The sequence below is a fragment of the Streptomyces sp. NBC_00234 genome, assembly GCF_036195325.1.
Taxonomy (GTDB): Bacteria; Actinomycetota; Actinomycetes; order Streptomycetales; family Streptomycetaceae; genus Streptomyces.
Genome location: NZ_CP108101.1, coordinates 566,345 through 593,292, shown reverse-complemented (window position 1 = coordinate 593,292; position 26,948 = coordinate 566,345). Strand labels below are relative to the sequence as shown.

At 71.7% G+C, this 26,948-nt stretch carries 19 protein-coding genes; 14 read left to right on the top strand and 5 right to left on the bottom strand.

The window, feature by feature from the left end:
* Positions 1–19: 19 nt before the first annotated feature.
* From OG230_RS02635 to OG230_RS02625, 3 genes are all read right to left on the bottom strand, one after another.
* Positions 20–814, bottom strand: a complete 795-nt coding sequence (locus tag OG230_RS02635) for a polysaccharide deacetylase family protein (protein WP_328908489.1) — start codon at positions 812–814, stop codon at positions 20–22.
* Between the two features lie 869 nt (positions 815–1,683).
* Entirely contained in the window at positions 1,684–3,849 is a 2,166-nt protein-coding gene (locus tag OG230_RS02630) for a putative bifunctional diguanylate cyclase/phosphodiesterase (RefSeq protein WP_328908488.1), read from the bottom strand.
* A complete protein-coding gene (locus OG230_RS02625) occupies positions 3,846–4,652 on the bottom strand; it encodes an SAM-dependent methyltransferase (protein WP_328908487.1) in 807 nt (268 codons plus the stop codon). Before OG230_RS02625 ends, OG230_RS02630 begins: the two co-directional genes overlap by 4 nt.
* Before the next feature lie 176 nt (positions 4,653–4,828).
* Between OG230_RS02625 and OG230_RS02620 the strand changes: the two genes are divergently transcribed.
* The 14 genes from OG230_RS02620 to OG230_RS02555 all read left to right on the top strand — a co-directional run bounded on the left by OG230_RS02620 (position 4,829) and on the right by OG230_RS02555 (position 23,181).
* Positions 4,829–6,601 carry a glycoside hydrolase family 15 protein gene (locus OG230_RS02620; protein ID WP_328908486.1) on the top strand — a complete coding sequence of 591 codons (1,773 nt, stop codon included), beginning with the start codon at positions 4,829–4,831 and terminating at the stop codon, positions 6,599–6,601.
* 111 nt (positions 6,602–6,712) lie between these two features.
* Positions 6,713–7,600: an ABC transporter substrate-binding protein gene (locus tag OG230_RS02615; protein ID WP_328908485.1), complete on the top strand. Its 888-nt coding sequence runs from the start codon at positions 6,713–6,715 to the stop codon at positions 7,598–7,600.
* An 86-nt stretch (positions 7,601–7,686) separates the two neighbouring features.
* Positions 7,687–8,340, top strand: coding sequence for a winged helix-turn-helix domain-containing protein (locus OG230_RS02610; RefSeq protein ID WP_328908484.1), 654 nt, complete (start codon positions 7,687–7,689; stop codon positions 8,338–8,340).
* Positions 8,337–9,713 carry an MFS transporter gene (locus OG230_RS02605; RefSeq protein ID WP_443051477.1) on the top strand — a complete coding sequence of 459 codons (1,377 nt, stop codon included), beginning with the start codon at positions 8,337–8,339 and terminating at the stop codon, positions 9,711–9,713. Before OG230_RS02610 ends, OG230_RS02605 begins: the two co-directional genes overlap by 4 nt.
* A gap of 95 nt (positions 9,714–9,808) precedes the next feature.
* Positions 9,809–10,072: a type B 50S ribosomal protein L31 gene (locus OG230_RS02600; RefSeq protein WP_328908483.1), complete on the top strand. Its 264-nt coding sequence runs from the start codon at positions 9,809–9,811 to the stop codon at positions 10,070–10,072.
* 202 nt (positions 10,073–10,274) lie between these two features.
* Positions 10,275–11,291 carry a LacI family DNA-binding transcriptional regulator gene (locus OG230_RS02595; RefSeq protein ID WP_328908482.1) on the top strand — a complete coding sequence of 339 codons (1,017 nt, stop codon included), beginning with the start codon at positions 10,275–10,277 and terminating at the stop codon, positions 11,289–11,291.
* A 70-nt stretch (positions 11,292–11,361) separates the two neighbouring features.
* Positions 11,362–13,044: an ABC transporter substrate-binding protein gene (locus OG230_RS02590; protein WP_328908481.1), complete on the top strand. Its 1,683-nt coding sequence runs from the start codon at positions 11,362–11,364 to the stop codon at positions 13,042–13,044.
* A gap of 79 nt (positions 13,045–13,123) precedes the next feature.
* On the top strand, positions 13,124–14,101 hold the full coding sequence (locus OG230_RS02585) for an ABC transporter permease (protein WP_328908480.1): 978 nt from the start codon (positions 13,124–13,126) through the stop codon (positions 14,099–14,101).
* A 25-nt stretch (positions 14,102–14,126) separates the two neighbouring features.
* Positions 14,127–15,074, top strand: coding sequence for an ABC transporter permease (locus OG230_RS02580; protein ID WP_328908479.1), 948 nt, complete (start codon positions 14,127–14,129; stop codon positions 15,072–15,074).
* A 3-nt stretch (positions 15,075–15,077) separates the two neighbouring features.
* A complete protein-coding gene (locus OG230_RS02575; RefSeq protein WP_328908478.1) occupies positions 15,078–16,043 on the top strand; it encodes an ABC transporter ATP-binding protein in 966 nt (321 codons plus the stop codon).
* Positions 16,040–17,068: an ABC transporter ATP-binding protein gene (locus OG230_RS02570; protein ID WP_328908477.1), complete on the top strand. Its 1,029-nt coding sequence runs from the start codon at positions 16,040–16,042 to the stop codon at positions 17,066–17,068. Before OG230_RS02575 ends, OG230_RS02570 begins: the two co-directional genes overlap by 4 nt.
* A gap of 2 nt (positions 17,069–17,070) precedes the next feature.
* Positions 17,071–18,585 carry a glycoside hydrolase family 32 protein gene (locus OG230_RS02565; protein ID WP_328908476.1) on the top strand — a complete coding sequence of 505 codons (1,515 nt, stop codon included), beginning with the start codon at positions 17,071–17,073 and terminating at the stop codon, positions 18,583–18,585.
* A 74-nt stretch (positions 18,586–18,659) separates the two neighbouring features.
* Positions 18,660–22,235, top strand: a complete 3,576-nt coding sequence (locus OG230_RS02560; protein ID WP_328908475.1) for a GH32 C-terminal domain-containing protein — start codon at positions 18,660–18,662, stop codon at positions 22,233–22,235.
* A 13-nt stretch (positions 22,236–22,248) separates the two neighbouring features.
* The gene (locus OG230_RS02555) at positions 22,249–23,181 is read left to right on the top strand and encodes a carbohydrate kinase family protein (RefSeq protein ID WP_328908474.1); all 933 of its coding nucleotides are present in this window, start codon (positions 22,249–22,251) and stop codon (positions 23,179–23,181) included.
* A 75-nt stretch (positions 23,182–23,256) separates the two neighbouring features.
* Here OG230_RS02555 and OG230_RS02550 read toward each other — a convergent pair whose 3' ends face one another.
* Together OG230_RS02550 and OG230_RS02545 are read right to left on the bottom strand one after the other, a co-directional pair.
* Positions 23,257–26,574 (bottom strand): S8 family peptidase, encoded by a 3,318-nt coding sequence (locus OG230_RS02550; protein WP_328908473.1) that lies wholly within the window; start codon positions 26,572–26,574, stop codon positions 23,257–23,259.
* The gene (locus tag OG230_RS02545; RefSeq protein WP_328908472.1) at positions 26,571–26,900 is read right to left on the bottom strand and encodes a sulfurtransferase TusA family protein; all 330 of its coding nucleotides are present in this window, start codon (positions 26,898–26,900) and stop codon (positions 26,571–26,573) included. The genes OG230_RS02550 and OG230_RS02545 overlap by 4 nt, the downstream gene beginning before the upstream one ends.
* Positions 26,901–26,948: the final 48 nt, after the last annotated feature.

Below are 26,948 nucleotides of genomic sequence, written 5' to 3'. Positions count from 1 at the left end.
TGGCGGTGGGGCGGAGCGCTCAGGGATAGTGGCCGGTCATGAACCTGGCCTTTCGGTAGAGGCGTCGTCCCTTGACTCCCAGGGACTCGCGCGGCGCTGCGACCGGGGCGCCCACGCCATGGACCCAGCGGTCGAACTCCGTCGGACCGGTGTCGGCGCGGACCGTCAGACGGGAGATCCGCCACGGGTCGTCGGTCGTGGAGCTGAACGCGCCACCGGCCGCAGCCCCCGAGCTCCAGCCGGCCTCCCGCACCGCGCGGCGCACCGCCGCGCTGTGGTAGCCCTGCGGGTAGGCGAAGGAACTCACCGGGTGGCTGACCACGTCCTCCAGGCGCCGCTTGCTGTCGGCCACTTCGTGGCGCGCCCGCGCCGCGGGCAGGATGTCCAGCTGTGCGTGCGTACGGCTGTGGCCGCCGATCTCGATGTCGAGGGCGTCCAGGGTGGCGATCTGGCGCCAGTTCAGCATGTCGGCGGGCGGCAGCAGACTTCCCTCGGGGCCTGCGCCGGGGGCGTGCACGGCGCCGGTGGTGACGTAGAGCGTCGCGGGGAGCCCACGCTCGGCGAGCATGGGGGCGACGGTCCAGTAGAAGTCCGCGAATCCGTCGTCGAAGGTCAGTACGGCGGACTGCTCGGGCAGTGGCTTGCAGCCCCGCAGCGCTGCCACGAGCTGCCGCAGGGGTACGACGGAGACCCCGGCGTCGGCGATCCTGTCGAGCTGCTCGGCGAACGTGCGCGGTGTCACCGAGAACGGAGCGATCCACGAAGCCGGTTCGCGAGCCACCGAATGGTAGGCGAAGACGGGAACGACGCTCATGATCAGTCCTTCTTGATGCCCGGAGCGCGAGAGCTTCGGGCGGCAGGCGGTGCCGAAGGGGAAACCGCCTGCCCCGGAGGGCGGCGTCGACCGGTGCGGGGGCGCCGGCCTGCGAGGTCTCTTTCGGAGCCGCAGGCTACGGGCCCGGCCCGAGCGGGTGTCGATGCGGTCGCACCAACGCCAACACGACTCCGCCCGGTGCGACCTGACCGGTGCCGCCTGGTGAGCGGAGCTCATCGGGCGCTTCCTGGTGGGGCCGGCGAAGTGGGCGGGTGTGTACGGCGAATCGCGGGCGGCAGAGCGAGGACAGGCCGTGGGCAATGCGCCGGTCCGGGCCGGTCACCGCTCGCCCGCACCAGGAGACGTCCTGGGGGCTGGGCGGTGGTCCGGGACCGCCGGACTGACGAGGCGCCGGGCCGGAGGCGGCCCGGTCGCGCGCTGTTCGGGCCGGCGGTCCGGGGCACTGCCCCGTTCCGGCGGCGGGAAGGAACGCATGGGTGCTGCCTAACGGGAAGTTGCGGGCGTGGCTACGGTGTTGGGAGGCCGTGGCGCGGCCCGTGCTGGTGAGGGGACGACGGCGGGGAGCCTGTACGGACGGCACACCCTTCGCCGGACACCCCCTGGAACCGAAAGTGGAGAGCGGCCTTCGAGGCTGCGGGGCGAGAGGAGCGGATCCGCTCGCCGGGCCTTCGGGCGCTGAGCGCCGGGCCGGTCTCGGACGCCTGAGGCGTCGACCACCACAACTGGCAAATGAACCGTGCGTACGGTGACCGGAAGCCGGTGTCCGCAACGTGCACGATGCCAGATCTCCATGGTCGACCCGGTACGACGTCAGGTCAAGGGGGTTTGAGAGCATTTAGCACTCTTTACTAACTTTTCGCCCCGGGAGGTGTGTCCCGGCCGCCCCTGGCGATCCGCTTCGTGATCTCCCCGGGCCCGGCAGGGCGGCCGTAGTACCAGCCCTGCGCCCAGTCGCAGCCCATGGTGCGGAGCCGCTCCGCATCCGCCGCGGCTTCGACGCCCTCGGCCGTCACGGTCAGCCCGAGCGTGTGCGCGAGCGAGACGAGGCCGCTGATGATCCGCCAGCCCACGTGGTCGCTGTCCGCGCCGGGGTGCAGGTCCGTGACGAAGGAACCGGCCAGTTTGAGTCCCGACACCGGCAGGTCCCGCAGATAGGCGAGGTTCGACCAGCCGGTTCCGAAATCGTCGACGGTCAGCGAGACGCCCATGTCGACCAGGGTGTTCAACGCCCGCAACGCCGGGTCCCTGGGGCCGAGCAGCACGCTTTCGGTGATCTCGAGCTGGAGCCGCGCGGGGTCGAGACCGGTGACCCGCAGCGTGCGGTCGACGTCCGAGACGAGCGAGGAGTTCCGGGCCTGCCGTACGGCCAGATTGACGTTCATCCGCGGCGCCGCGGCGCCGAACCGTTCCGTCCACCGCGCGGCCTGCTCGCATGCCTGTGTCAGGACCCAGCGCCCCAGCGGGATGATCAGCCCGCTCTCCTCGGCGGTCGCGATGAACTCGTCGGGGCCCAGGACGCCCAGCTCCGGATGGCGCCAGCGCACCAGCGCCTCGACGGCGACCAGCGAGTCGTCGGTGAGCGCGCAGAGCGGCTGGTAGTCGATGAAGAACTCGCCGCGGTCCAGGGCCAGCGGGATACGTACCGACATCGCGTACTGGTTCACCGCGACCGCGTTGCGCTGCGGGTCGAAGAACGTCCACCGGCCACGTCCCTCGCTCTTGGCCCGGTACAGCGTCAGGTCCGCGGCACGCATCGCGGCACCGGGGCTGGTGGCGGACACGGCCTGCTCCACGACGCCGACGCTGGCCCGGACCGCCAGCTTCTGGCTGTCGATCAGGAACGGTGCGGTGAGCGCGGCCAGGACGGTCTGGGCCACGGCCGCCGCCTCCTGCCGGCCGCGGCACTTCTCCACCAGCACGATGAACTCGTCGCCGCCCAGGCGCGCCAGCATGTGGCCCAGGGGTGTCAGGGCGACCTGGAGCCGTTGCGCCACGGCGCTCAGCAGCCGGTCGCCGGTCTCGTGGCCGAGGCTGTCGTTGATGCTCTTGAACCCGTCGAGGTCCACCGAGCAGAGCCCGAACCGGCCGGCCTTCTCCGGCGAGGTGAAGACCTGTTCCAGCCGGTCGAAGAACGCCCTCCGGTTCGGCAGCCCGGTCAGCGGGTCGTGCGTGGCCTGGAAGTGCAGCCGCTCCTGGAGACGGTGGCGGTCGGTGATGTCCTCCAGCATCGCCACCTGATAGCGGGGGTGGCCGTCCTCGTTCCGGATCAGGGACACGACCAGGTGGGTCCACACCACCTCGCCGTCCTGGCGGTAGTACGGCTTGTCGCACTGGAAACTGTCCACTTCGCCGTCGATGAGCCGGCGGTAGGACTCCCACACGCCGGGGTTGTCCTCGGGGTGGACCAGTACGTCGACGCTGAGCTTGCGGATGTCCTCGGCCCGTGCGCCGAACATCTCCTGGAGCGCGGTGTTGACCGCCAGGATGTTGCCGTCCAGGTCGCCGATCCCGATGCCGATCGCGGCGTTCTCGAACACGGCCCGAAACCGGGCCTCCGAGGCGTACAGCGCCTTCTCGGCGCCCGTGCGTGCCTGATCGGACGCCCGGTGCACGCCCTCCTGGTCGTGCAGCGTACGGTCGCGCAGCGCCGTCGCCCAGCCGGCCGCGAAGGCGCCGGTGAGGGCGGCTCCGCGGTCGTCGCCGGCGGGCCAGTCCTGCAGGAGCTCGACGGCGCGCGCCATCAGCTGCGGATCGGTGAACTGGTGCTGCACCAGCAGGGAACCGACCCGCGCCGCCTTCGAGGCATCGAACGGGTCGTCACGGTGGGCGCGCAGCAGGAGCTCGGTCGTCCCGGTCACCAGATGACGCAGCAGACCGGGGCGCACGGCGGCGCCGTGCCCCTCGCTCAGGAGCTGGGCCCACTCCGCAGCGAAGCGGGCCGAGGAGTCGTCCTCGGGTGCGGCCTCGGCGGAATCGGGGGATTCCCTGCCCCGCCCGGCCGGCGGAGCACTCATGGCAGGAGCCCCACTCCGGCCAGACCTGTCATCCTCTCCGGATGAGGCCCTACCGAGGCCGGGTCCGCCGGCTTCCACTCGGGGAGGAAGACCAGCCCGGGGTCCTCCAGCTCGAAGCCGTCGAAGAGCGCGGCGATGCTGCTCCTGGAGCGCATCGTCAGCGGCATCGTCGACTGCTTGTAGAGGTCCTGGTGCTCCTTCGCGCGGTCCGGCCTGCCCTCGTCCGACGCATGGGAGAGGACGAGTGCGCTGCCGGCCGGCAGCGCGTCCCGCAGGACCCGGACGATTCCCTCCGGGTCCTCCTCGTCGGTCACGAAGTGGAGGACGGCCACGAGCAGGACTCCCACCGGCTCACCGGCACTCAGCAACGCGGCCACGGGGGGCTCGGACAACAGTCGCCCCGGGTCGCGCATGTCCGCACGCACCACCTCGCACTGCGGGTCGTCCCGCAGGATGAGCCGGCTGTGCTCGACGGTCACGGGGTCGATGTCCACGTAGACGACCTGGGCTTCGGGACGGATCTCCCGCGCGGCCTCGTGCACCGTTCCGAACGTCGGGATCCCCGATCCGATGTCGAGGAAGCGGGTGATGCCCTCACGGGCGAGGAACTGCACGGCACGCTGGAGAAAGGCCCGGTTGCTGCGCATGATCAGAGGGAGGTCGGGCCACATCTCGACGGCCTTGCGCGCCATCTCGCGGTCCGCGGCGAAGTTGTGCGAGCCGCCCAGGTAACAGTCGTAGACACGCGCCACATTGGGCCGTTCCCGGTCGGCCCCCTTCGGCACCCACTGCTCGTGCGTCATTGGACGTACCCCTTACCGGAAGGCAGAGATTCCGGGCCTCCAGAACGAGCCTCCAACGATCGCACCTCGGCCGCAACCTCACTCACGGAGCGTGGCCGGCCGTGCGCCCGGCCGCGCGGCCCCGTGCGGAGATCGCCCCGGCACCGGAGAATGAGAGAAGGTCAAGGGGGTCGCACATGCCCGGTCGCATCGAGGACTACGCCCTCATCGGCGATCTCAGTACTGCGGCGCTCGTCGGCACGGACGGTTCGGTCGACTGGTTCTGCGCGCCGCGTTTCGATTCACCCGCCTGCTTCGCCGCGCTGCTCGGCGACGAGGACCACGGGCGGTGGCGGATGGCCCCGGTGGGTGCCGGGCAGTGCACCGAACGGCGGTACCGCGGCGACACACTCGTCCTGGAGACGCTGTGGGACACCGCCGACGGCACCGTACGGGTCACCGATTTCATGCCCCACCGCAACGGCGTGCCCCGGCTGATGCGGATCGTCGAAGGAGTCCGCGGCACCGTCGAGATGCGGGGCGAGCTCTGTCTGCGCTTCAACTACGGCCGCATCGTCCCCTGGGTGCGCCGCACGGCCCACCACCGCGTGGCCGTCGCGGGCCCCGACTCCGCGTGGCTGCGTGTCCCGCCCGGGGTGCACACCTACGGGCGCTCCACCGTCACCTGCTCCGACTTCACCGTCCGGGAGGGCGAGCGCGTCCCGTTCGTCCTCACCTGGCAGCCCTCGCACCTGCCGAACGGCTCGCGCATCGACGTGGAACGGGCGCTGGGCGACACCCTGGGGGAGTGGGAGCGGTGGGCGGAGGGGTGCCGTTACGAGGGGGAGTGGCGGGATCCCGTCCTGCGCTCCCTGATCACACTGAAGGCGCTGGCCTACGCCCCGACCGGCGGGATCGTCGCGGCGGTCACCTCGTCCCTGCCGGAGAGCGCCGGGGGCGTACGCAACTGGGACTACCGGTTCTGCTGGCTGCGCGACTCCAGCATGACGCTGTCGGCGCTGCTGCGCGGCGGCTTCCGCGACGAGGCCGCCGCCTGGCGGCGGTGGCTCGTGCGGGCCGTGGCCGGGGACCCGGGGGACCTGCAGAGTCTGTACGGGGTGGGCGGCGAGCGCCGGCTGCCGGAGACGGTCGCCGACTGGCTTCCGGGCTACGAGAAATCGGCACCCGTGCGGTTCGGCAACGCGGCCGTCGAGCAGTTCCAGCTCGATGTGTACGGGGAGGTCATCGACACCCTCTATCTGGCCCTGCGCGCGGGCATCCCGATGGAACGTCATGTGTGGGGTCTGGTCCGCAGCCTGATGTCCTACCTGGAGCTGCACTGGAGCGACCCCGACGAAGGGCTGTGGGAAGGGCGGGGGAAGCGCCGGCACTGGGTGCACTCCAAGGTGATGGCGTGGGTGGCCGCCGACCGTGCCGTACGGATGGCCGAGGTGACCGGGCTCCCGGCCCCCGTCGCCCGCTGGCGTGCGCTGCGTGACACCGTCCACGCCGACGTCTGCGCGCGCGGGTACGACCCGGGGCGGGGGATCTTCGTCCAGCACTACGGCGGGCAGGAGGTGGACGCGGCGACGCTGTTCGTCGTCAAGTCGGGCTTCCTGCCGCCGTGGGACCCCCGGGTGGTGCGTACCGTCGCGGCGGTCCGCGACGAACTGGTCCAGGACGGATTCGTCCGCCGCTACGTGCCGGACGTGGCGACCGATGGCCTGCCCGGCTCCGAAGGGACCTTCCTCGCCTGCTCGTTCTGGCTGGCCGACGCACTCGCCGCCACCGGACACCCCGCCGAGGCCCGGGAACTCTTCGGCCGGGCGGTCGCGGCCGGTAACGACCTCGGTCTGCTCTCCGAGGAGTGGGACCCCACTGCCGCGCGCCAACTGGGCAACACACCCCAGGCGTTCACTCACGTCGCTCTGGTCAACACCGCGTTCACCCTTGCGGAATCGGGTCGTTGAGACCTGCCCTGCCGGGCCGTCCACCGAGGGGTGTGACGTCGATCGGCTGGGCAGGTACAGCTGTGCGAGCCCGGCGAGGGGCCGGGGAGCCGGTGCAGAGGGGCGAATGACGTGACGGAACAGAGCGCATGGCGGTTCTCCGACGACCGGGGGCAGGTGTCGGCTGCCGGACGCACGCCAGCCCGGATCCTCGCGTACATCCAGGCCGGAGCCACCCTCTGGGACTACGGGATACGGCCCGAGGGCATCTTCGGCTCGGGCCACGACGGCCCCGCGCCCGACCTGGCGAAGGCCGGCACGCTGCCGCTGGACACGGTCGACTACCTCGGCGCGGGTGGTGCGCTGGACATCGAGACCCTGCTGCGCGGAGCGCCGGACCTGGTCGTCGCCGTGTCCTACGGCGGCGGACAGGTCTACGGGATCGCTCCCGAGACCGCCAAGCATCTGGAGGAGCAGGTCCCGGTCGTCGTGATCGACGTGGGCCGGGCCCGAGGCTTCGCCGCGACCGGCGACCGGTTCGCCGAGCTGGCCCGCTCACTCGGCGGTGAGGCCGCTCCGGCCGCGGACGACGAGGCTGCTGCCGCCCGGGAGCGGCTGCGCGCGGTCGCGGGCGCCGCGCAGGACCGGCCCCGGGTGCTCGCACTCTCACCGGCCGGACGGGAGGAGGTGCACCTCGCGCGGCCCGGGATGTGGCCGGAACTGCGGGTGCTGGCCGAGCTCGGGGTGAACATGATCGAGCCGGCCGAGGGGCCGGGTGCCAGCTGGTCCACCGTCGGCCGGGCGCAGGCGGCGGAGCTGCGGCCCCAGCTCGTCCTCGGGGACGTCAGGTCCAACGCCATCCCGGTCGGCACGTTCGTCGCGGGACCCGGGGGGCCGGAGCTGTGGGAGGCGGCGCGCGTCGTGCCCTGGAACCCCGAGCCCCTGTGCAGTCCCCGGGCCCATGCCCGCTTTCTGACGCTGGTCGCGGACGCCCTGGAGGCGGTGGCCGGCGAGGGCTGAGCCCGGCCGAAGGCTTCCCGAACTTCCCCAAAGAAGTTTTGCAAAAACACTTTGGGAAAGGGTTGGAGCCGCTCTAAGCTGCCGCCATGGACAGCGACGAGCAGCACCGCGTACTCGATCCCGCGCAGGACGCGGCGGCCCTGAAGGCACTCACCCACCCCCTGCGCATCCGGCTGCTCGGGCTTCTGCGGCAGCACGGGCCGGCCACCGCCAGCGAGCTGGCGGCCAGGACGGGCGAGACGTCCGCCTCCACCAGCTACCACCTGCGGGTCCTGGCCAAGTACGCCTTCGTCGCCGAGGCGGAACACCGCGACGGCCGCGAGCGCCGCTGGAAGTCCGTGCACTCCGTCACCTCGTGGAGCAACGAGGCGATGCACGCGACCCCCGGCAGCCGGGCCGCGCTCGGCGTGCTGCGCCGCCGGCAGATCGAGCACCTGCAGCAGTCGCTCGTCCAGCACGAGGCGGACATGGAGTCCGGACGCCTCGGTCCGGAGTGGCGGGAACCTTCGAACGTGGGCGACCTGCTGCCCCGGCTCACGCCGGAGTCCCTCGTCGAGCTGTGGGCCGCCTTCGACGCGAAGCTCGCCGAACTGACGGCGCGCGACGCCTCGGACCCGAGGGCCGAGCAGGTCGTCCTGGTCACCGCCGGACTGCCCCTGGCCGGCGGCGGCCGCGCCGAGTCCGGAGGTCCCGCCGACACCGGCCGGGCGTCCGACGCGGACGACGAGAGCGCCTCGTGAGCGCGAAGCCGGGGTCCGCCCGGAGAACCGGCCCGGCCGCGATATCCGGCGAGCGCGCCGCGCGGCGCCGCTTCGTCGCGGTGTCGTTCCTGTTCTGGCTGCCCCTGGGGCTGACCATCGCCCCCCAGGTCCTGCTCTTCACCGAGCGCGGCATGTCGCTCGCCGCCGTCGCGGGATTCTTCGCCGCGCACTCCCTCACCGCCGCCGTTCTCGAACTCCCCACCGGCGGACTCTCCGACGTCATCGGCCGCCGGACCGTCCTGGCCGCCGCCGGAGTCCTGAACCTCGGGGCCCTCACCCTCTTCGGCCTCGGCACGGCCGCCTGGGTGCTCGCGCTCGGCATGGCCCTCATGGGTGCGGGCCGTGCCCTGTCCAGCGGACCGGCCGAAGCCTGGTACGTCGACACGGTCCAGGCGCACGCCGGGCCCGAGGCCGACCTCCGTACCGGCCTGGCCCGCGGCAGCGCCGCCACCTCGGCCGCGCTCGCCGTCGGCACCCTCCTCGGCGGAGCCCTGCCCTGGCTGATCGGGCTCGTCCCCGGGCTGGCCGACCGGCTGCGCACGTACACCTCGGACCTCGTCCTTCCGCTCTCCGTGCCCGCGCTCCTGGGCGCGGTCGTCGAGATCGTCTTCGTGCTCTACGTCCTGGTGGCGCTGCCCGAACCGCCGAGGGTGCCGGTCACCCTGCGCGGGGTGCTGCGCGGCGTCCCGGCCACGATCGCGGACGGGCTGCGGCTCGGCACCCGCGACGTCCTGATCCGCCGGATCCTGCTGAGCGCGGGCGCGGCGGGCACCGCGCTGGCCACGATCGAACTCCTCACCCCCGGCCGTGCGGCCGAGCTGACCGGCGCCGCCGAGTCGGGTGCGGTGCTCTTCGCCGGACTCGCCTCCGCCGGCTTCGTCTGCTCCGCGCTGGGCAGCCATCTCGCGCCGCTCGTCGCACGGCTCGCCGGCAGCGGGGAGCGTGCCGTTCTGGTGAGCCTCGCGGCGGTCTCCGCCGGCCTCCTGCTGCTCGGGGCCACCGTGACGTCGGCCGGTGCTCCCTCGGTGGTCCTGGCCGCCGCCGGATACGGGCTGGTGTACCTGGGACTCGGGGCGGCGGGGCCCAGCGAGAACGAGCTGCTGCACCGCCGGGTCGGTCCCTCGGGCCGGGCCACGGCCCTCTCCGTGCAGTCGCTCTCGCTGCAGCTGGTCGGTGCCGCGGCCGGGCTGGCGGCCGGAGCGCTTCCGGCCGGGCCGCTGCCGTGGCTGTCGGCCGCCGTCGTCCTGCTGGCCGCGGCCCTCCTGTGGAGCCGTCGGACCGGGCCTGCCGAGGACGCGGGGGAGAGCCGCCCGGTGGCGGACACCGCCGCCCCGGAGGTGGTGGCGGGCTGAGCCGCACACCCCCCGTACGGACGCGTGCGATCGCGCGGCCCGCTCCCGTTGGCGAGGCTGGCCGGAGCCGAAACCGTACGTTCCCAGGAGCAGGCATGCAGCAGGACAAGCACCCCTCGTACCGCCCCGTGGTCTTCCGTGACCGGTCCGCCGGTTACGCCTTCCTGACCAGGTCCACCGCGTCGAGCGAGCAGACGATCGACTGGGACGACGGCAACAGCTATCCGGTGATCGACGTGGAGATCTCCGCCGAGAGCCACCCGTTCTTCACCGGCAAGGCCCGGGTCGTCGACACCGAGGGGCAGGTCGCCAAGTTCGAGCGGCGGTTCGGGGAGGGCGGGGCCCAGGACGCCTCCTGAGCCCGCCCGCGGCTCCCCGCGGCCCCCTGCGGACCGGAATCTCCCGGTGCTCTTCGCGAGCGCCGGGAGATTCTGGCTGCCGGACCTCTTGACACAGCTGGTCAACCGCTCGTAACTTGCGTGCAACATCGTACTAACGCGCGTTACTAAAGCGCGTAACCGAGCACGGTCCGCTGTCGGCGGGACGCAGGGAGCAGGAAAAGTGGCCACGAGCAGGACGCGTCGCGTGACGATGAGCGAGGTGGCCGAGCGGGCGGGCGTTTCGCGCACGACCGTCTCCTTCGTCCTCAACGGCCGCGCCGACGCCGCCATCCCCGAGGAGACCCGGGCGCGCATCCGTGCCGCGATCGAGGAGCTCGGCTACCGGCCGAACGCCGGGGCCAGGGCGCTCGCCGCCAAGCGCAGCGAGTGGTACGGACTCATCACCGAGATCGTCACCGCGCCCTTCGCCGTCGACGTGATCAAGGGGGCGCAGGACCGGGCCTGGGCCGACGGGAAGTTCCTGCTCATCACCGCGGGGGACACCGACCCCGCCATGGAGGCCGCCGCCTTCGACAAGCTCCTCGAACAGCGGGCCGAGGGGCTGCTGTACGCCACGACCTGGCACCGTGCCGTGAAACTGCCGCCCGCCGCGCGTGAGGTACCCGTCGTCCTGGTGAACTGCTTCGACGCGGACGGCGCACTGCCCTCCGTCGTCCCGGACGAGGTCGCGGGCGGATACACCGCCACCCGGCGACTCCTCGACGCCGGCCACCGGCGCATCGGATTCATCAACCTCGACACCGGCATCCCGGCCGCGGTCGGGCGGCGCCGGGGCTACGAGGAGGCGCTGCGCGAGGCCGGTCTCGACGTCGACGACAGCCTGGTCGTACCCGGCCACGCCACCGCCGACGGCGGATACGCCGCCGCCTGCTCACTGCTGGACCGTACCGACCGGCCGACCGCGCTGTTCTGCGGGAACGACCGGACCGCGATGGGCGCCTACGACGCCATCAAGGAACGTGGACTTCGGATCCCGGACGACATCGCCGTCATCGGATTCGACAACCAGGAGCTCATCGCCGCCTATCTGCGGCCCGGCCTCACCACGGTCGCCCTGCCGTTCGAACTCATGGGAGCCAGAGGCGTCGACATGCTCGGCGCTCTCACAGCGGGACAGCCGCTCACCACCACACAGGTGACGGTCGACTGCCCGCTGATCGAACGCTCGTCGGTCTGACTGCGAATCAGCCCGACGGGATTTCCTCACCCGTCTTCGGTCAATGTGAAGAGAGAGAAGAGACACCATTATGGCACCGTCGATACGTGCCCGGCGCTTCCGGACGGCCGCGCTCGTCGCCCCCCTCGCCGCCGCGGCCCTGCTGCTCTCGGGTTGCAGCGGCGCCGGCCCGAACGCCGCGGGGGACACCTCCGGCAAGCAGCTCCTCACCATTCCCCGTGAGGACTTCGCCACCTTCACCCGCAACTTCAACCCGTTCGCGCCCGGCCAGGTCGTCGCACCGCTGACCACCCAGGCCGTGTACGAGGCGATGCTGGTCTACAACCCCGCCGACGGCAAGGCCACCCCGTGGCTGGCCACCTCCTGGGAGACCACCCCGGACGGGAAGACCGTCACCTTCACCCTGCGCGACGGCGTCAAGTGGTCCGACGGCAAACCGCTGACCGCCGAGGACGTGGCGTACACCTTCGGCCTCCAGAAGAAGCTGCTCGGCGGCTACGAGTTCCTGAGGACGGTGAAGGCACAGGGCGCGGACACGGTCGTCTTCTCCCTCACCAAGCCCTACTCGCCGGGAGTCTTCGAGCTCGGCAAGCAGGTCATCGTGCCCAAGCACGTATGGGAGAAGGTCAAGGACCCGGCGAAGAACACCAACCCGGAGCCGGTCGGCTCCGGCCCGTACACCGAGGTCGCCAACTTCCAGAGCCAGTCCTACGAGCTGCGTAGGAACCCCGAGTACTGGCAGCCGAAGAAGCAGCGGATCGAGGGCATCCGGGTCCTCGGCTTCAGCGGCAACGACAGCGCCAACCTGGCCTTCGTCAATGGTGAGGCGGACTGGACCCAGTCGTTCATCCCGGACATCAAGAAGAGCTTCGTCGCCAAGGACCCGCGGCACAACGCGTACTGGTACCCGAAGACCGGGTCGATGATCAACTGGACGATGAACACCACCAAGGCGCCGTTCGACGACCCCGCGGTGCGCAAGGCCCTCAGCCAGGCCGTCGACCGCGAGAGCGTCACCGAGGTCGGCATGAACGGCTACACCGGGCCCGCCGACTGCACCGGCCTGTCCGGTGGGTACGACAAGTGGCGCGACGCCACCGTCGCGGGCTCCTGCACCTGGACGACGTACGACGCGAAGGCCGCGGGCAGGGCGCTCGACGCCGCGGGCTACCCGAAGGGCGCCGACGGCAAGCGCAAGCTGAAGAACGGCAAGCCGTTCGCCTTCGACATCTCCGTCGGCTCCGCCTCCTCCGACTGGCTGTCCGTCGCCAACATCATCAAGCAGAACCTCGCCGGGATCGGCGTCGCCGCCACCGTGAAGTCCCCCGACTGGGCCGCGGTCGTCAGCGGCTACGAGACGGGTGACTACGACACCGGCATCGTCTGGAGCGACAACGGCGCCACGCCCTACCAGTTCTACCGGACCACGATGGGCACCGAGACGGTCGAGCCCGTCGGGACCAGGGCACTGAGCAACTACCACCGCTTCGGCGACAAGCAGGCCGACGCCCTGCTGGACGCGTTCGCGGCCGAACCGGACGCCGCCGGACAGCGGACCGAACTCACCGCCCTGCAGAAGCTCTTCGCCGAGAAGGCGCCCGTCGTGCCGCTCTTCCCCGGCCCGGAGTGGGGCGCGTACACCGACAGCCGCTTCACCGGCTGGCCCACCGAGGACGACCCGTACGCGACGCTCACCAACCGCGGCGACACCACCGTCCTCGTCCTGACGAGCCTGAAGCCCGTCAAGCACTGACATCCCGTCACTCCGGTGGCCCGCCGACGCCGACCGTGCGGCGGGCCACCGGCCCCTCACAGAACCGAAAGAGGGACCGGTGCGTTACCTCCTGCGCAACCTGGGCTTCTACCTGCTCGCCTTCTGGGCCTCCGTCACCCTGAACTTCCTGCTGCCCCGCTTCATGCCGGGCGACCCCGTCTCCCGTATGTTCGCCCGCTCCCAGAGCCAGATGCAGCCGGAGCAGATCGAACAGATCCGCCGGCTCTTCGGCCTCGACCACCGGCCGATGTGGGAGCAGTACATCGACTACGTCAAGGACGTCTGCACGGGGAACATGGGCATCTCGCTGTCCCGCTTCCCGACGCCCGTCTCCGAGGTCATCGCCTCCCAGATCGGCTGGACCCTGCTGCTCGGCGGAACCTCCCTGGTCATCGCCGTCGTCATCGGCAACCTGCTGGGCATCCTGGCCGCCTGGCGCCGCGGCGGCGTCCTCGACTCGGTGTTCCCACCGCTGCTCGTGTTCGCCGGCTCGTTCCCGTACTTCTGGCTCGCCATGGGGGCGCTCTACCTGTTCGGCATGACGCTGGGCTGGTTCCCGATGCGCCACGCCTTCGACGTCGGTTTCACTCCCGAACTGTCCTGGGCGTTCCTCTCCAACGCGGCCACGCACCTCGTGCTCCCCGCGCTGACGATCGTCCTCGTGTCGATCGGCGGCTGGATGCTCGGCATGCGCAACACCATGATCGCGACAGTGGCCGAGGACTACATCACCATGGCCGAGGCCAAGGGCCTCACACCCGCCCGGATCATGTTCCGGTACGCCGCACGCAACGCGATGCTGCCCTCCGTCACCAACTTCGGCATGGCGCTCGGTTTCGTGGTGGGTGGCGCGCTGCTCACCGAGGTCGTCTTCGCCTACCCGGGCGTCGGCTTCCAGCTCCTCGCCGCCGTCCAGGGCCTCGACTACCCGCTGATGCAGGGCATCTTCCTCACCATCACCGCTGCCGTGCTCGTCGCCAACTTCCTCGTCGACCTCGTCTATGTCCGTCTCGACCCGCGTGTGCGCGTCCGCTGAGCGGCTGAGAAGGAGAAAGACCCCCATGAGTGTCCTCGACTCCCGCACGCAACAGGCCGCACCACCGTCCGCGCCGCCCGCCGCCCCGCCCAGGCGTGGCCGCACCGGTCTCCTGCGCGCCCTGCTCGCCAACCGCAAGGCGCTGTTCGGGGCCGTCGTCCTGGCCCTGTTCGTCCTGCTCGCCCTCCTGGCCCCGCTGCTCGCCCCCGGCGACCCCTCGACCATCAACGGCCGGGGTGCGTCGGCACCCTCGGCACAGCATCTCCTCGGCACCACCGCCAAGGGGCAGGACGTCCTCGCCCTGACCCTGTGGGGTGCGCGCAGCTCGCTGTTCGTGGGCTTCTCGGTCGGCCTGGCGGCGACGGCGCTCGCCGTACTCGTCGGCATGGCCTGCGCCTACTTCGGCCGGATCGTCGACGACGTCCTGTCCCTCGTCACCAACATCTTCCTGCTGGTGCCCGGCGTGCCGCTGCTGGTGATCCTCGCCGCGTTCATGCCGCCCGGCACCGCGACGGTGATCCTCGTCCTGGTCGTCACCGGCTGGGCCGGCTCCGCCCGGGTCCTGCGCGCCCAGGCCAAGTCGATCCGCGGCAAGGACTTCGTCGCCGCGTCCGTCGTCACCGGCGAACGCCCCCTGCGGATCATGTTCCGGGAGATCCTCCCGAACATGGCGTCCGTCGTCATGACGACCCTGCTCGGCTGCGTCATCTTCGGCATCGGCGCCCAGGCCGGTCTGGAGTTCCTCGGCCTGGGCGACGCGAGCGTCGTCAGCTGGGGCACCAACCTCTACTGGGCGGGCAACGACGGTGCGCTGATGACCGGCGCCTGGTGGGTGTTCGTCCCCTCCGGCCTCTGCATCGCCCTCGTCGCCTTCGCCCTCGCGATGGCCAACTACGCGGTCGACGAGATCACCAACCCGCGTCTGCGCGCCCGCCGCGCCGCTCCCGCCACGACGTCCCGGAAGAAGGGCTGAACGATGACCTCGTTCTCTCACCAGCCGGTGCTGGACGTACAGAACCTCCGCGTCGAGTACGGCGGTGACGGCCGCAGTGTCGTCGGCGCCGACGACGTCTCGTTCACCATCGGGGCCGGCGAGATCTTCGGTCTCGCGGGGGAGTCCGGCTGCGGCAAGTCGACCGTGGCCAATGCCGTGATGCGCCTGCTCAAGCCGCCCGCCCGGATCACCGGATCGATCACGTTCAAGGGCCGCGACATCCTCGCGATGGACGCGAAGGAACTGCGGGCCTTCCGCTGGCGCGAGATCGCCATGGTGTTCCAGTCCGCGATGAACTCGCTCAATCCGGTCCTCACCATCGGCGAGCAGATCGGTGACATCTTCACCACCCACGAGCGCACGAGGAAGCGCCACGCACGGGAGCGCTCCGCCGAACTCCTCGAACTCGTCGGCATCGACCCGGCGCGGCTGAAGTCCTACCCGCACCAGCTGTCCGGCGGGATGCGCCAGCGCGTCGTCATCGCGATGGCCGTCGCGCTGAAACCGTCCCTGCTCATCATGGACGAGCCGACCACCGCACTCGACGTGGTGGTCCAGCAGGAGATCATGGCGCAGATCGGCGACCTCCAGCGCGAGCTCGGCTTCTCCGTCCTGTTCATCACCCATGACATGTCCCTCATGGTCGAGCTCTCCCACCGGATGGGCGTGATGTACGGGGGCCGGCTCGTCGAACTCGCCCCGGCGAAGGAGATCTTCGCCGCGCCGCTGCACCCGTACACCGAGGCGCTGATGAACGCGTTCCCGCCGCTGACCGGTCCCCGGACCGAGCTCACCTGCCTCGCCGACACCCCGCGCACCGGCGAGAACTGCGGCTTCCACACCGCGTGTCCCGCCGACCGTTCCGACTGCTCGACGAACATTCCCGACCTGCGCGAGGTGGCCACCGGCCGGTTCGTCGCCCGCACCATCGGAGGCGAGGCACGATGACGCCCACGGCCACCACGACCCGTGCCCCGCTGATGAGCGTGCGCGGACTCACCAAGGACTTCCGGATGGGCGGCCTCTTCTCCCGCGACCGCCACCGGGCCCTCCACTCCGTCGACCTGGACATCCCGCACGGGCGGATCGTCGCCCTCGTCGGCGAGTCCGGCAGCGGCAAGTCCACGCTCGCCCGCTGTCTCGCCCGGCTGGAACAGCCCAGCTCCGGGCAGATCCTGCTCGACGGGCAGGACGTGCTCAGGACCCAGAAGCGGGGCGCCTCGCGCGCCTACCGCGGTGCGGTCCAGATGGTGTTCCAGGACCCCTTCGGCTCCCTCAACCCCGTCCACCGCGTCGAGCACTTCCTGCGCCGCGCCCTGCTCGTGCACGGGCGTCCCGCGGGGGAGGGCGAACTGCGCGAACTCATGAACACGGTCGGGCTGACCGAGGACATGCTCCAGTCCTATCCGCACGAGCTCTCCGGCGGCCAGCGCCAGCGCGTCGCCATCGCGCGCGCCCTGGCCGTCGACCCCCGGCTCGTCCTCGCCGACGAACCGACGTCGATGCTCGACGTCTCCGTACGCGTCGGCATCCTCAACCTGATGCGGCGTCTGCGCGACGAGCACTCCCTCTCCATGCTCCACATCACGCACGACCTGGCCTCGGCCCGCTACGTCGCCGACACCACCCAGGTGCTGTTCGCCGGTGAACTCGTCGAGGGCGGCGACTCGCTGGCCCTGATGGACCGGCCCGCCCACCCGTACACCCGGCTCCTGCTCTCCGCCGTGCCCGACCCCGAGCGGACCGCGCCGTACGACCCGGTCCTGCGGGCCCGGCTGCGCGCCGCCGTCCTGACACCGGAGAGCTGTCCGTACGAGGACGAGAGCGCGTGCAGCCGCACCGAGCCCGTCCGCCATGTCGTCGGCGAGGACGACGGGCAGCCGCACTGGGTGCGCTGCCATCTGTACGCCCCCGCCACGCCCACCGCGCGCCGCGTCCTGACCGCGGCCACCCCGGAAACCGAGAACGCCTGATCATGACCCACGACCTCACCCTGCCCCGCGCCCGCCACGAGGACGCGCCGAAGGGCCTGGCGGAGCGTGCCGTCCTCGACCCGCACCGGCCCCGCTTCCACTTCACCGCTCCCGGCGGCTGGCTCAACGACCCCAACGGGCTGGCCCATTGGGACGGCGTCTACCACCTCTTCTACCAGTACAACCCCCTCGCCGCCGCCCACCACCGCATCCACTGGGGCCATGCCACCAGCCGCGACCTGGTCACCTGGACCGACGAACCCGTCGCCCTGGTCCCCGGCACCGAGGGCCCCGACCGCGACGGCTGCTGGTCCGGAGTCCTCGTCGACGACGATGGCACCCCGACCCTCGTCTACTCCGGCCGGCACGGAGAGCGCGAACTCCCGTGCGTGGCCACCGGATCGCCCGATCTGCGCAGCTGGCGCAAGGACCCCGGCAACCCGGTGATCGCCGCCCCGCCGGAGGGCGACCTCACCGCGTTCCGCGACCACTGCGTCTGGCAGGAGAACGGTGTCTGGCGTCACCTCGTAGGCTCCGGGATCCGCGGCACCGGCGGCACGGCCTTCCTGTACGAGTCCGAGGACCTGCGCGACTGGCGGTACGTCGGCCCGCTCCTCACCGGCGACGCGGGCACCGGCACGGCCGCCGACCTCGACTGGACCGGGACCATGTGGGAGTGCGTCGACCTCTTCCGGCTCGACGGGACGGACATCCTCGCCTTCTCCGCCTGGGACGAGGGCACCACGCACTACCCGCTGTACTGGACCGGCACGTACGAGGGCGACACGTTCGTCCCCCGTGCCCTGCACCGGCTCGACTACGGGCAGCGCTACTTCTACGCCCCGCAGTCCACCAGGGACGCCCTCGGCCGCCGCGTCATGTTCGGCTGGCTCCAGGAGGGACGCGACGAGGACGCCATGGCCGAGGCGGGCTGGTGCGGAGTGATGTCCCTGCCCCGCGTCGTCACCCTCGGCACGGACGGCAGCCTGGTCCAGGCCCCCGTCCCGGAACTCGCGCGACTGCGCCGCGACGCCGTACGGACCGGCCCGCTCACGGTGCCCGACGGCGTACACATGCGGCTCGACGGCATCAACGGCGACCAGCTGGACATCGAGGTGACGCTGAGGCTCGCTCCCGGAGCCCTCGCGCGCCTCGTGGTGCGGGAGTCCGCCGACGGCTCCGAGCGGACCGTGATCGAGGTGGCGCGGGCCGAGGACGGCACCGGCACCCTGCGACTGCGCCGCGAGGCGAGCAGCCTCGACCCGTCGGTGGACACCGAACCCCGTTACGGGGAACTGCCGTTGAACGGTGACGGAGCGGTCGACCTGCGGGTTCTCGTCGACCATTCCGCACTGGAGATCTTCGCCAACGGCCGGGCGCTGGCCGCCCGCGTCTACCCCACCCTCCCCGACGCGCTGGGCGTGGCCGTCGCCGCGGCCGGCGAGGTCGCGGTGGAGCGGATCGACGCCTGGCGCATGGCCGCCGTCTTCGACGGCCCCCGCCCGCTCTGGCCCTGAGGGCCTCCCGTCCGGATCGGGCCCGGCGGCCTGATCCGGACGGAATCCCACCCGCTCGATCACAGGAGACGACGATGTCCCTCTCTCGACGTGCGCTCTTGTCCACGGCCGGTCTCGCTCTGCTGACCCCGCTGACCGGCACCGGCCCTGCGGTGGCCTCCGCACGGGCCGCGAACCTCCTGGCCGCCCTGCCCGGTGACCTCGCGGCGATCCCCGATCCGCTCGCGGTCACCGGCACCTGGTCCCGTACCGCCGACGGCGGCCGACGCGTGGTGACGGGGGCCGACCTCAACGCCCTCGCCCTGTCCGAGCAGCGTGTCGGAACCCTCGCCGCCTACGTGGCCCGCGTCACCGTGGATCCCGGATCGCCCTACGCCGTCGGCTCGTTGGTCGTCAGGGCCTCCGACGACGGCGCGGCCGGATACGCGGCGAGCCTCGACCCCAACCTCGGCCGGGTCCGCCTCTTCGACCTGGCGACCGGCCGCGACCTCGCGCCGCCCGCCGCGTTCACTGCCCACCCGGGCACCGGCTACCTCCTCGAAGTCCGTCTGGACGGCCCGGAGTTGACGGTATCCGTCGACGGCGCCCAGCTCCTCACCGCACGGGACACCGCCTACGCGCACGGAGCCGCCGGCCTGCACGCCTACAACGGGACCGTGCTCTTCGGCGCACCGGGCATCCGTACCGTCACCACCACGGCGACCGGCTGGACCACGACCGGAGGCACCTGGAAGGCCACCGCATTCGGCTGGCTCGCCACGGCGCCGGCGGACACCAACACCCGTGCGGTCGCGGACACGCGCGTCCACGACACCGTGTACCAGGCTGACGTCCAGATCCACGATCCGTACGCCGTCGCCTCCCTCCTGCTGCGCACCGACGCGGGCGGCACCTCCGGATACGGGGTGCAGATCGACCCCAACCAGAACCGGCTGCGGCTCTACCGCATCGACGGGGACACCACTCTCGGCACCCACAGCACACCCGTCGAGGTGGGCAGGGTGTACCGGCTCATGGTCCGGGCGGACGGCAAGCGGCTCACGGTCCGCTGGCAGACCGACTTCATCACCCCGGACGGCTACGCCCCGGTGATCACGGCCGAGGACGCCACCCACGGCGCCGGGCAGCTCGGGGTCCAGGTGTACAACGGCTCCGCCGCCTTCGAGAACGTCGCTGCCTCCGGCCCGGTGACGGATCTTCAGGGCTGGTCGGACGTCGCCGGCAGCTGGACCCCGGACCTGCGCGGCATCCGGGGCGAGGGCGCCGTCGCGCTGCGCACGGCGCCCTTCCCGGGCGGCGACGCGCTGCTGAGCGCCGACGTCCTCCTGGCCGGGGCGGCCACCGCGGGTTTGGTGGTCCGCACCGGCGCAACGGGCGAGGGCGGGTACGAGGCCCGCCTCGACGCGAGCGGCGTACGCCTCGTGGACCGCGCCGACGGACGCGTACTCGCCCAGGCCGCACCCCCCGTACGCCCGTTCGTCGACGGCTCCACCTACCGGACGGAACTCCGCGCCCTGGGTGCGGACCTGACGGTCACCGTGGACGGGATCCAGGTCCTGACCGCCACTGCGGCCCGCACCGACGGGGCCGCCGTGGCCCTGGCCGCGACCGGGGGAACGGCCCTCTTCCAGGAAGTCCGGGCCCGTACCCCGCAGACGTACTACACGGACTCCTACCGTCCCGGATACCACTACACCCAGCTCGCCTCGCGCACGAGCGACCCCAACGGACTCGTCCGGTACGAGGGTGAGTACCACCTCTTCCACCAGGACGCGGGCCAGTGGGCGCACGCCGTGTCCACCGACCTCCTGCACTGGCGTGCCCTGCCCGTCGCCCTTCCCGTCTCCGAGTTCGGCCATACCTGGTCCGGGTCGTGCGTGGTCGACGCCGACGACGTCAGCGGACTCTTCGGGGGCGGCTCCGGGCTGCTCGCCTTCTACACCGGCTACCACCCGGACAAGCCCGGCGGCAACCAGTCGGTGCGGGCCGCCTTCAGCCGGGACCGTGGCCGCTCCTGGCAGTGGTACGGCACCGAGCCCGTCGTGCCGAACCCCGGTGGACGGGAAGGAGGTTGGGACTTCCGCGATCCGAAGGTGGTCCGCGACGAGGAGCACGGTCAGTGGGTGATGGTGGTGTCCGGCGGCGACCACGTCCGCTTCCACACCTCGACCGACCTGCTGCACTGGACCCACCGCTCCTCCTTCGGCTACGGCGACTGGGTCGTCGGCGGAGTGTGGGAGTGCCCCGACCTGTTCCCCCTGCCCGTCGACGGCCAGGCGGACCAGGTGCGCTGGGTGCTCACCCTCTCCACGGGAGCGGTGCGGGCGACCGACGGATCGGCGGCGGAGTACTTCCTCGGCGACTGGGACGGCGCGGCCTTCACCACCACCAACACGGCCGGCACCCCCCTGCGCGCCGAGGCGGGCCGCGACTACTACGCGGCCATGACCTTCGCCGGGCTGCCCGACGGACGCCGGGTCCAGCTCGGCTGGCTCAGCAACTGGGACTACGCGTTCAGCGCACCCACCGGCGAGTGGAACGGCGCGCTGAGCATCCCGCGCGAACTCACCCTCTCCAGCGGGGGACTTGTCCAGCGCCCGGCCGCCGAACTCGAAACGCTGCGCTCGGGCAGCACCACCGTCAGCGAGGTCACCGTGCTGCCGGAGTCCGCCAACCCGCTCGCGGCGATACGGGGGCGCTCGTACGAGATCGAGGCGGAGATCGCCCTGCCGGACACCGGAGCCGCCACCGAATTCGGCCTCCGGCTGCGGACCGGAGGAGACCGGCGGACCGTCGTGGGCTACGACGTCGCCGCCCAGCGTCTGTTCGTGGACCGCACCCGCTCCGGCGTCGGAGACTTCACCGAGCACTTCGCCGGCCGGACCGTCGCCCCGCTGCCGCTCGACACGGCCGGAGGCGAACGGCGGCTGCGCCTGCGCCTGTTCATGGACAGCTCCTCGGTCGAGGTGTTCGGCGGCGACGGACAGGTCACCATCAGCAGCCTCCTCTTCCCCGGACCGGACGACCTGGGCACGGCCTTCTACGCCACCGGAGGATCCGCCCGGATCGTCGAACTGACCGTCCACGGGCTGAAAGACGTGTTCCGGGTGACGGGCACCGTCCCGGCTCCGGCCCCGGCGCCGGGCGGCGCCGAATTCCGCACCGGGGGACTCGGCGACCTCACCGTCGTCCCGGCCGGGCACTGGGAGACCACCGGCGCGGGCCGCACGGGCGCCTTCGACCGGGACTCGACCGCCGTGTCCGCCACCGAGTACGCGGACCTCGAACTGACCGCACTGGTGCGGTTCGGCGGCCCCGACGGCACCCCCGGCGCCGGCTCCGTCCTGCTGCGCGCCTCGGCCGACGCGGCCGACGGATACGCGGTGAACCTCGACCCGAACCTGCGGACGGCACGGCTGTTCCGTAAGGAGGGCGGGCAGTCGGCCGTACTCGCCGAAGTACCGCTGCTCCTGCGCGCCGGATCGAGCCTGCCCCTGCGGATCAGGGCCCTCGGCAGCCGGATCGAGGTGTTCGTCGACGGCCGGCCGGTCATCGACACGACGGACACCCGCTTCGCAAGCGGCAGGATCGGGCTCAATGTGTTCGGAGGCCGCACCTCCTACCAGGACACCTTCGTCACCGCACTCTAGGGAGACCCACCCCATGCTCGACAGACTCGATGTGCTGGTCATCGGCGAATGCGTCGCCGACATCGTCCGGCTCCCCGGTGCGGCCGACCAGGTCCACCCGGGCGGCAGCCCGGCCAACGTCGCCCTCGGACTCGCCCGGCTCGGCCGGAGCGCCACTCTGCTCACCCAGTTGGGATCCGACCAGAACGGGCGGCTGATCCGGGACCATCTGGCAGCTGCCGGCGTACGGGTGCGTACCGACGGTGCCGTCGTGCCCACCCCGTCCGCCGCCGTGACCCTGGACGGCGGGGGACGGGCCACGTACACCTTCGAGATCACCTGGACGCTCGCACGGACCCGCCTCGGACAGCGGCACCACCACGTCCACACCGGGTCCATCGCCGCCGTGATGGAGCCGGGCGCGGCCACCGTGCTGGGTGCCGTGGAGTCCGCGCGGACGGAGGCGACCATCAGCTACGACCCCAATGTGCGGCCGGAACTGATGGGTGATCACGACACGGCCGTACGCCGGGTCGAGCGGTGCGTCGCGCTGAGCGACGTGGTCAAGGCCAGTGACGAGGACCTGGAGTGGCTGTACCCGGGGGAGGACCCGGAAGCGGTCGCCGCACGCTGGCAGGCCACCGGGCCCGCCCTCGTCCTCGTCACCCGCGGGGCCGACGGCGCGCTCGCGGTCCTCCCCGGCGGACGAACCACGGTCGAGGCGCTTCCCACCGACGTCGTCGACACGGTGGGAGCGGGCGACGCGTTCATGTCGGGCACGCTGCACGCACTCGCCTCGCTCGGACTCCTCGGTGCGGACGGCCGCGAGCGGCTGCGCTCCGTGGACGCGGACAGCGTGACCGAGGTGCTGCGCCACGCGGCGGCCTCGGCCGCCGTCACCGTCGCACGGGCCGGTGCCAATCCGCCGGACGCGGCGGAACTGAAGGCCGCGCTCGACCGGTTCTGATCCGGGTCCGGAACATGACGGTGCCACCGCCCCCTCCCCGGGGACGGTGGCACCGTCATGTCATGCCGTGCGGAGTCAGACGACCGGGATCGCCCGGGGGAGTGCCGAGTCCACGGTGTTGCCCCGCCCGTCTTCGGCCATCACGCGGAGGCCCAGGAAGCCACCGGACGTGAGCGCGGACGGCGGTGCGAGGAACTGGTACGCACCCTCGTGTCCGAGGATCAGGACCGGCTTCCAGGTCACACCGTTGTCGGCGGTGACCCACGCGCGGACCTTGCGCAGGCCCTCGACCGCACCCGTGATGTCGGCGCTCACCGGCAGCGGGAGGCCGGCGCGCGCCTGGTTGAGGTTGTTCAGCGGCGCGTCGAACGACACGTTGAGGAGGTCCACCGGGGTCGCCGCCTCACCCGTGCCGCCCGCGGTGAAGGTCCACTTGGAGGCGGCCTCACCGCCCAGCGGGAAGATCCCGGCCGAGGTGTAGGTGCGGCGGAGTTCGTACGACGCCTTGTCGGCGTCCTCGAACGTCTTGTCGATCAGCGAGCCGCGGTCGGCGACCAGCGTGCCATTGCGGTAGAGGGCGGTCGTGGACTGCGTGCGCTGCGGGGAGTTGAAGTCGGAGAGCATCGGAGCGAACCCCTTCGGGATGACGGCGTCGTCAACCTTCAACTGGAGACGGGCACCGGTGGTCTGACCCGCGGCGCGCACCGAGAACGGTCCGGCGAACCACGTGTACTTCGAGGAGGTGCCCGGCTGGTACGTGAACTGGGCCGGCGAGTAGTTCATCGCCACGCCCCCCTGGTTGCGGTAGGTGAACCGCAGCCATGTCCTGTCCTCGGCCTGGATGTACTCCGTGCGCTCGCGCGGGACGGTCAGGTAGGACGGCGAGGACGTGTTGAGGCCGTTCAGTCCGGTCCCGTAGACCGTGCTGCCCTCCTGGATGCGGATCTTCTCGTTCATGCCCCGGTACGTCGTGCGGACCTTGGCGAACTTCTCGATCTCACCGCGGGTCAGCCGGCGCTCGGGGTTGTCGGCGACCTCGTCCCGGGCGTACGCCGCGTCGTAGAGGGCGGACGTGTCGCCCACGGTGTTGTCACTGTCGGCGTCGGCGAGCCGCCAGCGCTCGTTGAAGGCGACCTTGCCGAGGTGCGCCTCAGTGGTCGGCGTGATCCAGAGCGCGTCCTTGGGGAAGGCCCCGTACGCACCGCCGGCCAGCATGCTGTGACGGATGCCGTACTTACCGTCGTCGGTGGTGCGGGACAGGTTGCCCAGCATGAACTCGGGGCGGGTGTCCTTGCCTTCGACCGAGGCGGTCCAGCGACGGGCCTTGCGGGCGTCGAAGACCATCTCGTTCGTGCCGGCCTTGAGGTCGGCGCTGACGATCGCGATCTGCGGGGTGCCGTCGATGATCATGCGGATCATCGCCAGGCCCATGTAGCTGCCCTCGGGGACCCGCACGTCACGGGTGCCCGCGGCGGGGATCTCCGCGTTCATGGAGGCGCCGCTCTCCGCGTTGAGCAGGGAGATCTGGGCGGGTGCGGGGTTGCCCGCGCGGTCGAGCGTGGTGACCTTGACGGACTGTGCCCGGTCCAGGAGCAGCGGGATGCGCAGCGCCTGGCCGCCGTCGGCGGGGAGCGCCGTCAGCGCTCCGCTGTACGTACCGGTCGGAGTACCCGCGGCGTCGACGGTCAGGGTGACCTCGGAGGTCTCACCGGCGCCCAGCGTCATGGAGGAGGCGGACAGCTCCAGCATGCCGGCCGGAGGCGTCGAACCGGCAGCGGCCAGCGTGCCGGTGAGGTTGAGAGTGACGGCCGCGGTGCCCTTGTTGGTGAGCTTCACGGTGCGGGTCGCGGTGCCGTCGGTCACGTCCAGGCGCCCGAAGTCGAGCGCGCCGGTGTCGGCGACGACGGTCTGCTTGAGGGCGGCAGGGAGGTTCACGACGCCGGTGCCGACGTCGTACAGCGACTGACCGCTCTGCGGAGCCGTCGTGGTGCCCATCAGGGTGTGCTTCAGCTGGTCCGGGGTCCAGTCGGGGTGCTCCTGGGCGAGCAGGGCCGCGGCGCCCGCGATGTGCGGGGCAGCCATCGACGTACCCGACAGGGCGGTGTACGCCGGGTCGGCCTGCACCGTGCCGATGTTCGTGCCCGTGGCGCGTGCCGCGACGACGTTGACACCGGGGGCCGCGATCTCGGGCTTGACCGTTCCGTTGAACGACGGGCCGCGGCTGGAGAAGGAGGCGGTGCCGCCCGCGAAGTCGACTGCGGCGACCGACAGCGCGTGCGGGGCGATCGAGGGGGCGGACACGGTGCTGATGTTGGGACCTTCGTTGCCCGCGGACACCACGAACAGAGTGCCGGACGAGGTGGCGAGCGCTTCGAGCGACTGGGTGACCGGGTCCTGGCCGTTCGTCGGGCCGCTGCCCAGCGACATGTTGACGACCTTGGCACCCTGCGCGACGGCCCACTCCATCCCCGCGATGACGGACGAGTCCGAACCGGAGCCGTCGTCGCCGAGCACCTTGCCGATGATCAGGTCGGCGTCCGGTGCGACACCGGAGCGGAGGCCCGGCGCGCCCGCGCCGCTGCCTGCCACGGTCGCCGCGACATGCGTGCCGTGGCCCTTCTTGTCCAGCGTGCTACCGCTGCCGGAGAAGTCCCTGGCCTCGCTGATCCGGCCCGCGAGGTCGGGATGCGTCTGGTCGGCGCCGGTGTCCAGCACGGCGACCTTGACGCCCTTGCCGGTACGGCCGGCCTGCCAGGCGCTGTCGGCGCCGATCTGGGTGAGGTTGCGGTCCAGCGCGTCCGCGTGCACCTTGCCGTCGAGCCAGATGCTCTTGACGCCGTCCAGCGCGTGCTTGCTGTCGAGGGCTTCACCGACCTCGGCCGCGTCGTCCTTGTCGAGGACCGCCGTGCTCGCCCTGAGCGCGTGGAAGTCCCGCTTGGCGGGCATCAGTCCGTCGCTTTCGAGCGCCTCCGGACGGTCGGCGCCGGTGCGCCGCACGATCAGCGGGAGCGCGTCGACGCGGGAGTCGTCGTAGCCGTCGCGGACCAGACCGTCCACGTTGAACAGCTGCGGGTCCAGGAGGGAACCGACCTTGCCGATCACGTCGCTCGGGTAGAAGTACGCGTCGCCGTCGATGTCCGTGCGGGCCAGGACCGTGCCCGGGGCCGAGTCCGCGGCGGGCACCGCGCTGTACGACTTCCGGCCGTCCGGCGTGGTGGTGACCGTGATCCGGTCACCCGTGATCAGGGTGACCGTGCGGCTCACCGACGCACCGAACGCCGAGACGGTCGGCTCCGGTGCGGGCCCGGCGGTCGCCGTCGGCAGTACGGCCGGCGAGCACAGGGCGGCGACGGTGACCGCCGCCACGAGTCTGGCGCGAGCAAGGGGCTTCATGGGGACTCCGGCTTCGGGAGGGGGAACGGTGTCGGCGTGCCGTGCACGGGGGGCGGCGGCAGCTTGATGCGGTACGCACTCACGTCGCCCGTCTCCTCCTCGGTGAGCAGCGTGGAGCCGGTGAGCCGGCACCATCCGCGGAGGGACGAACGGACCTGAGGGTTGGCGCTGTGCAGTTCCAGCACGCTGCCCACGGGCAGCTCGCACCAGCGCCGTTCCAGCAGACCGAGGATGCGGGCCCAGGGCTCGCCGCCCGCGTCGACGACGGCGCGGACCGAGTCGTTCGGACCGGTGCCGGACGGCGCGTCGGGGGCGGAAGCAGACATGGGTACGTTTCCTCGGGGCTGGAACACGGGGCACGCATTCCCTGGTGT

Excerpts from the sequence above, each read along its gene's own strand:
- OG230_RS02635 (WP_328908489.1), bottom strand. The coding sequence starts at position 814 with ATGAGCGTCGTTCCCGTCTTCGCCTACCATTCGGTGGCTCGCGAACCG.
- OG230_RS02630 (WP_328908488.1), bottom strand. The coding sequence starts at position 3,849 with ATGAGTGCTCCGCCGGCCGGGCGGGGCAGGGAATCCCCCGATTCCGCC.
- OG230_RS02625 (WP_328908487.1), bottom strand. The coding sequence starts at position 4,652 with ATGACGCACGAGCAGTGGGTGCCGAAGGGGGCCGACCGGGAACGGCCC.
- OG230_RS02620 (WP_328908486.1), top strand. The coding sequence starts at position 4,829 with ATGCCCGGTCGCATCGAGGACTACGCCCTCATCGGCGATCTCAGTACT.
- OG230_RS02610 (WP_328908484.1), top strand. The coding sequence starts at position 7,687 with ATGGACAGCGACGAGCAGCACCGCGTACTCGATCCCGCGCAGGACGCG.
- OG230_RS02600 (WP_328908483.1), top strand. The coding sequence starts at position 9,809 with ATGCAGCAGGACAAGCACCCCTCGTACCGCCCCGTGGTCTTCCGTGAC.
- OG230_RS02590 (WP_328908481.1), top strand. The coding sequence starts at position 11,362 with ATGGCACCGTCGATACGTGCCCGGCGCTTCCGGACGGCCGCGCTCGTC.
- OG230_RS02580 (WP_328908479.1), top strand. The coding sequence starts at position 14,127 with ATGAGTGTCCTCGACTCCCGCACGCAACAGGCCGCACCACCGTCCGCG.
- OG230_RS02575 (WP_328908478.1), top strand. The coding sequence starts at position 15,078 with ATGACCTCGTTCTCTCACCAGCCGGTGCTGGACGTACAGAACCTCCGC.
- OG230_RS02570 (WP_328908477.1), top strand. The coding sequence starts at position 16,040 with ATGACGCCCACGGCCACCACGACCCGTGCCCCGCTGATGAGCGTGCGC.
- OG230_RS02565 (WP_328908476.1), top strand. The coding sequence starts at position 17,071 with ATGACCCACGACCTCACCCTGCCCCGCGCCCGCCACGAGGACGCGCCG.
- OG230_RS02560 (WP_328908475.1), top strand. The coding sequence starts at position 18,660 with ATGTCCCTCTCTCGACGTGCGCTCTTGTCCACGGCCGGTCTCGCTCTG.
- OG230_RS02555 (WP_328908474.1), top strand. The coding sequence starts at position 22,249 with ATGCTCGACAGACTCGATGTGCTGGTCATCGGCGAATGCGTCGCCGAC.
- OG230_RS02550 (WP_328908473.1), bottom strand. The coding sequence starts at position 26,574 with ATGAAGCCCCTTGCTCGCGCCAGACTCGTGGCGGCGGTCACCGTCGCC.
- OG230_RS02545 (WP_328908472.1), bottom strand. The coding sequence starts at position 26,900 with ATGTCTGCTTCCGCCCCCGACGCGCCGTCCGGCACCGGTCCGAACGAC.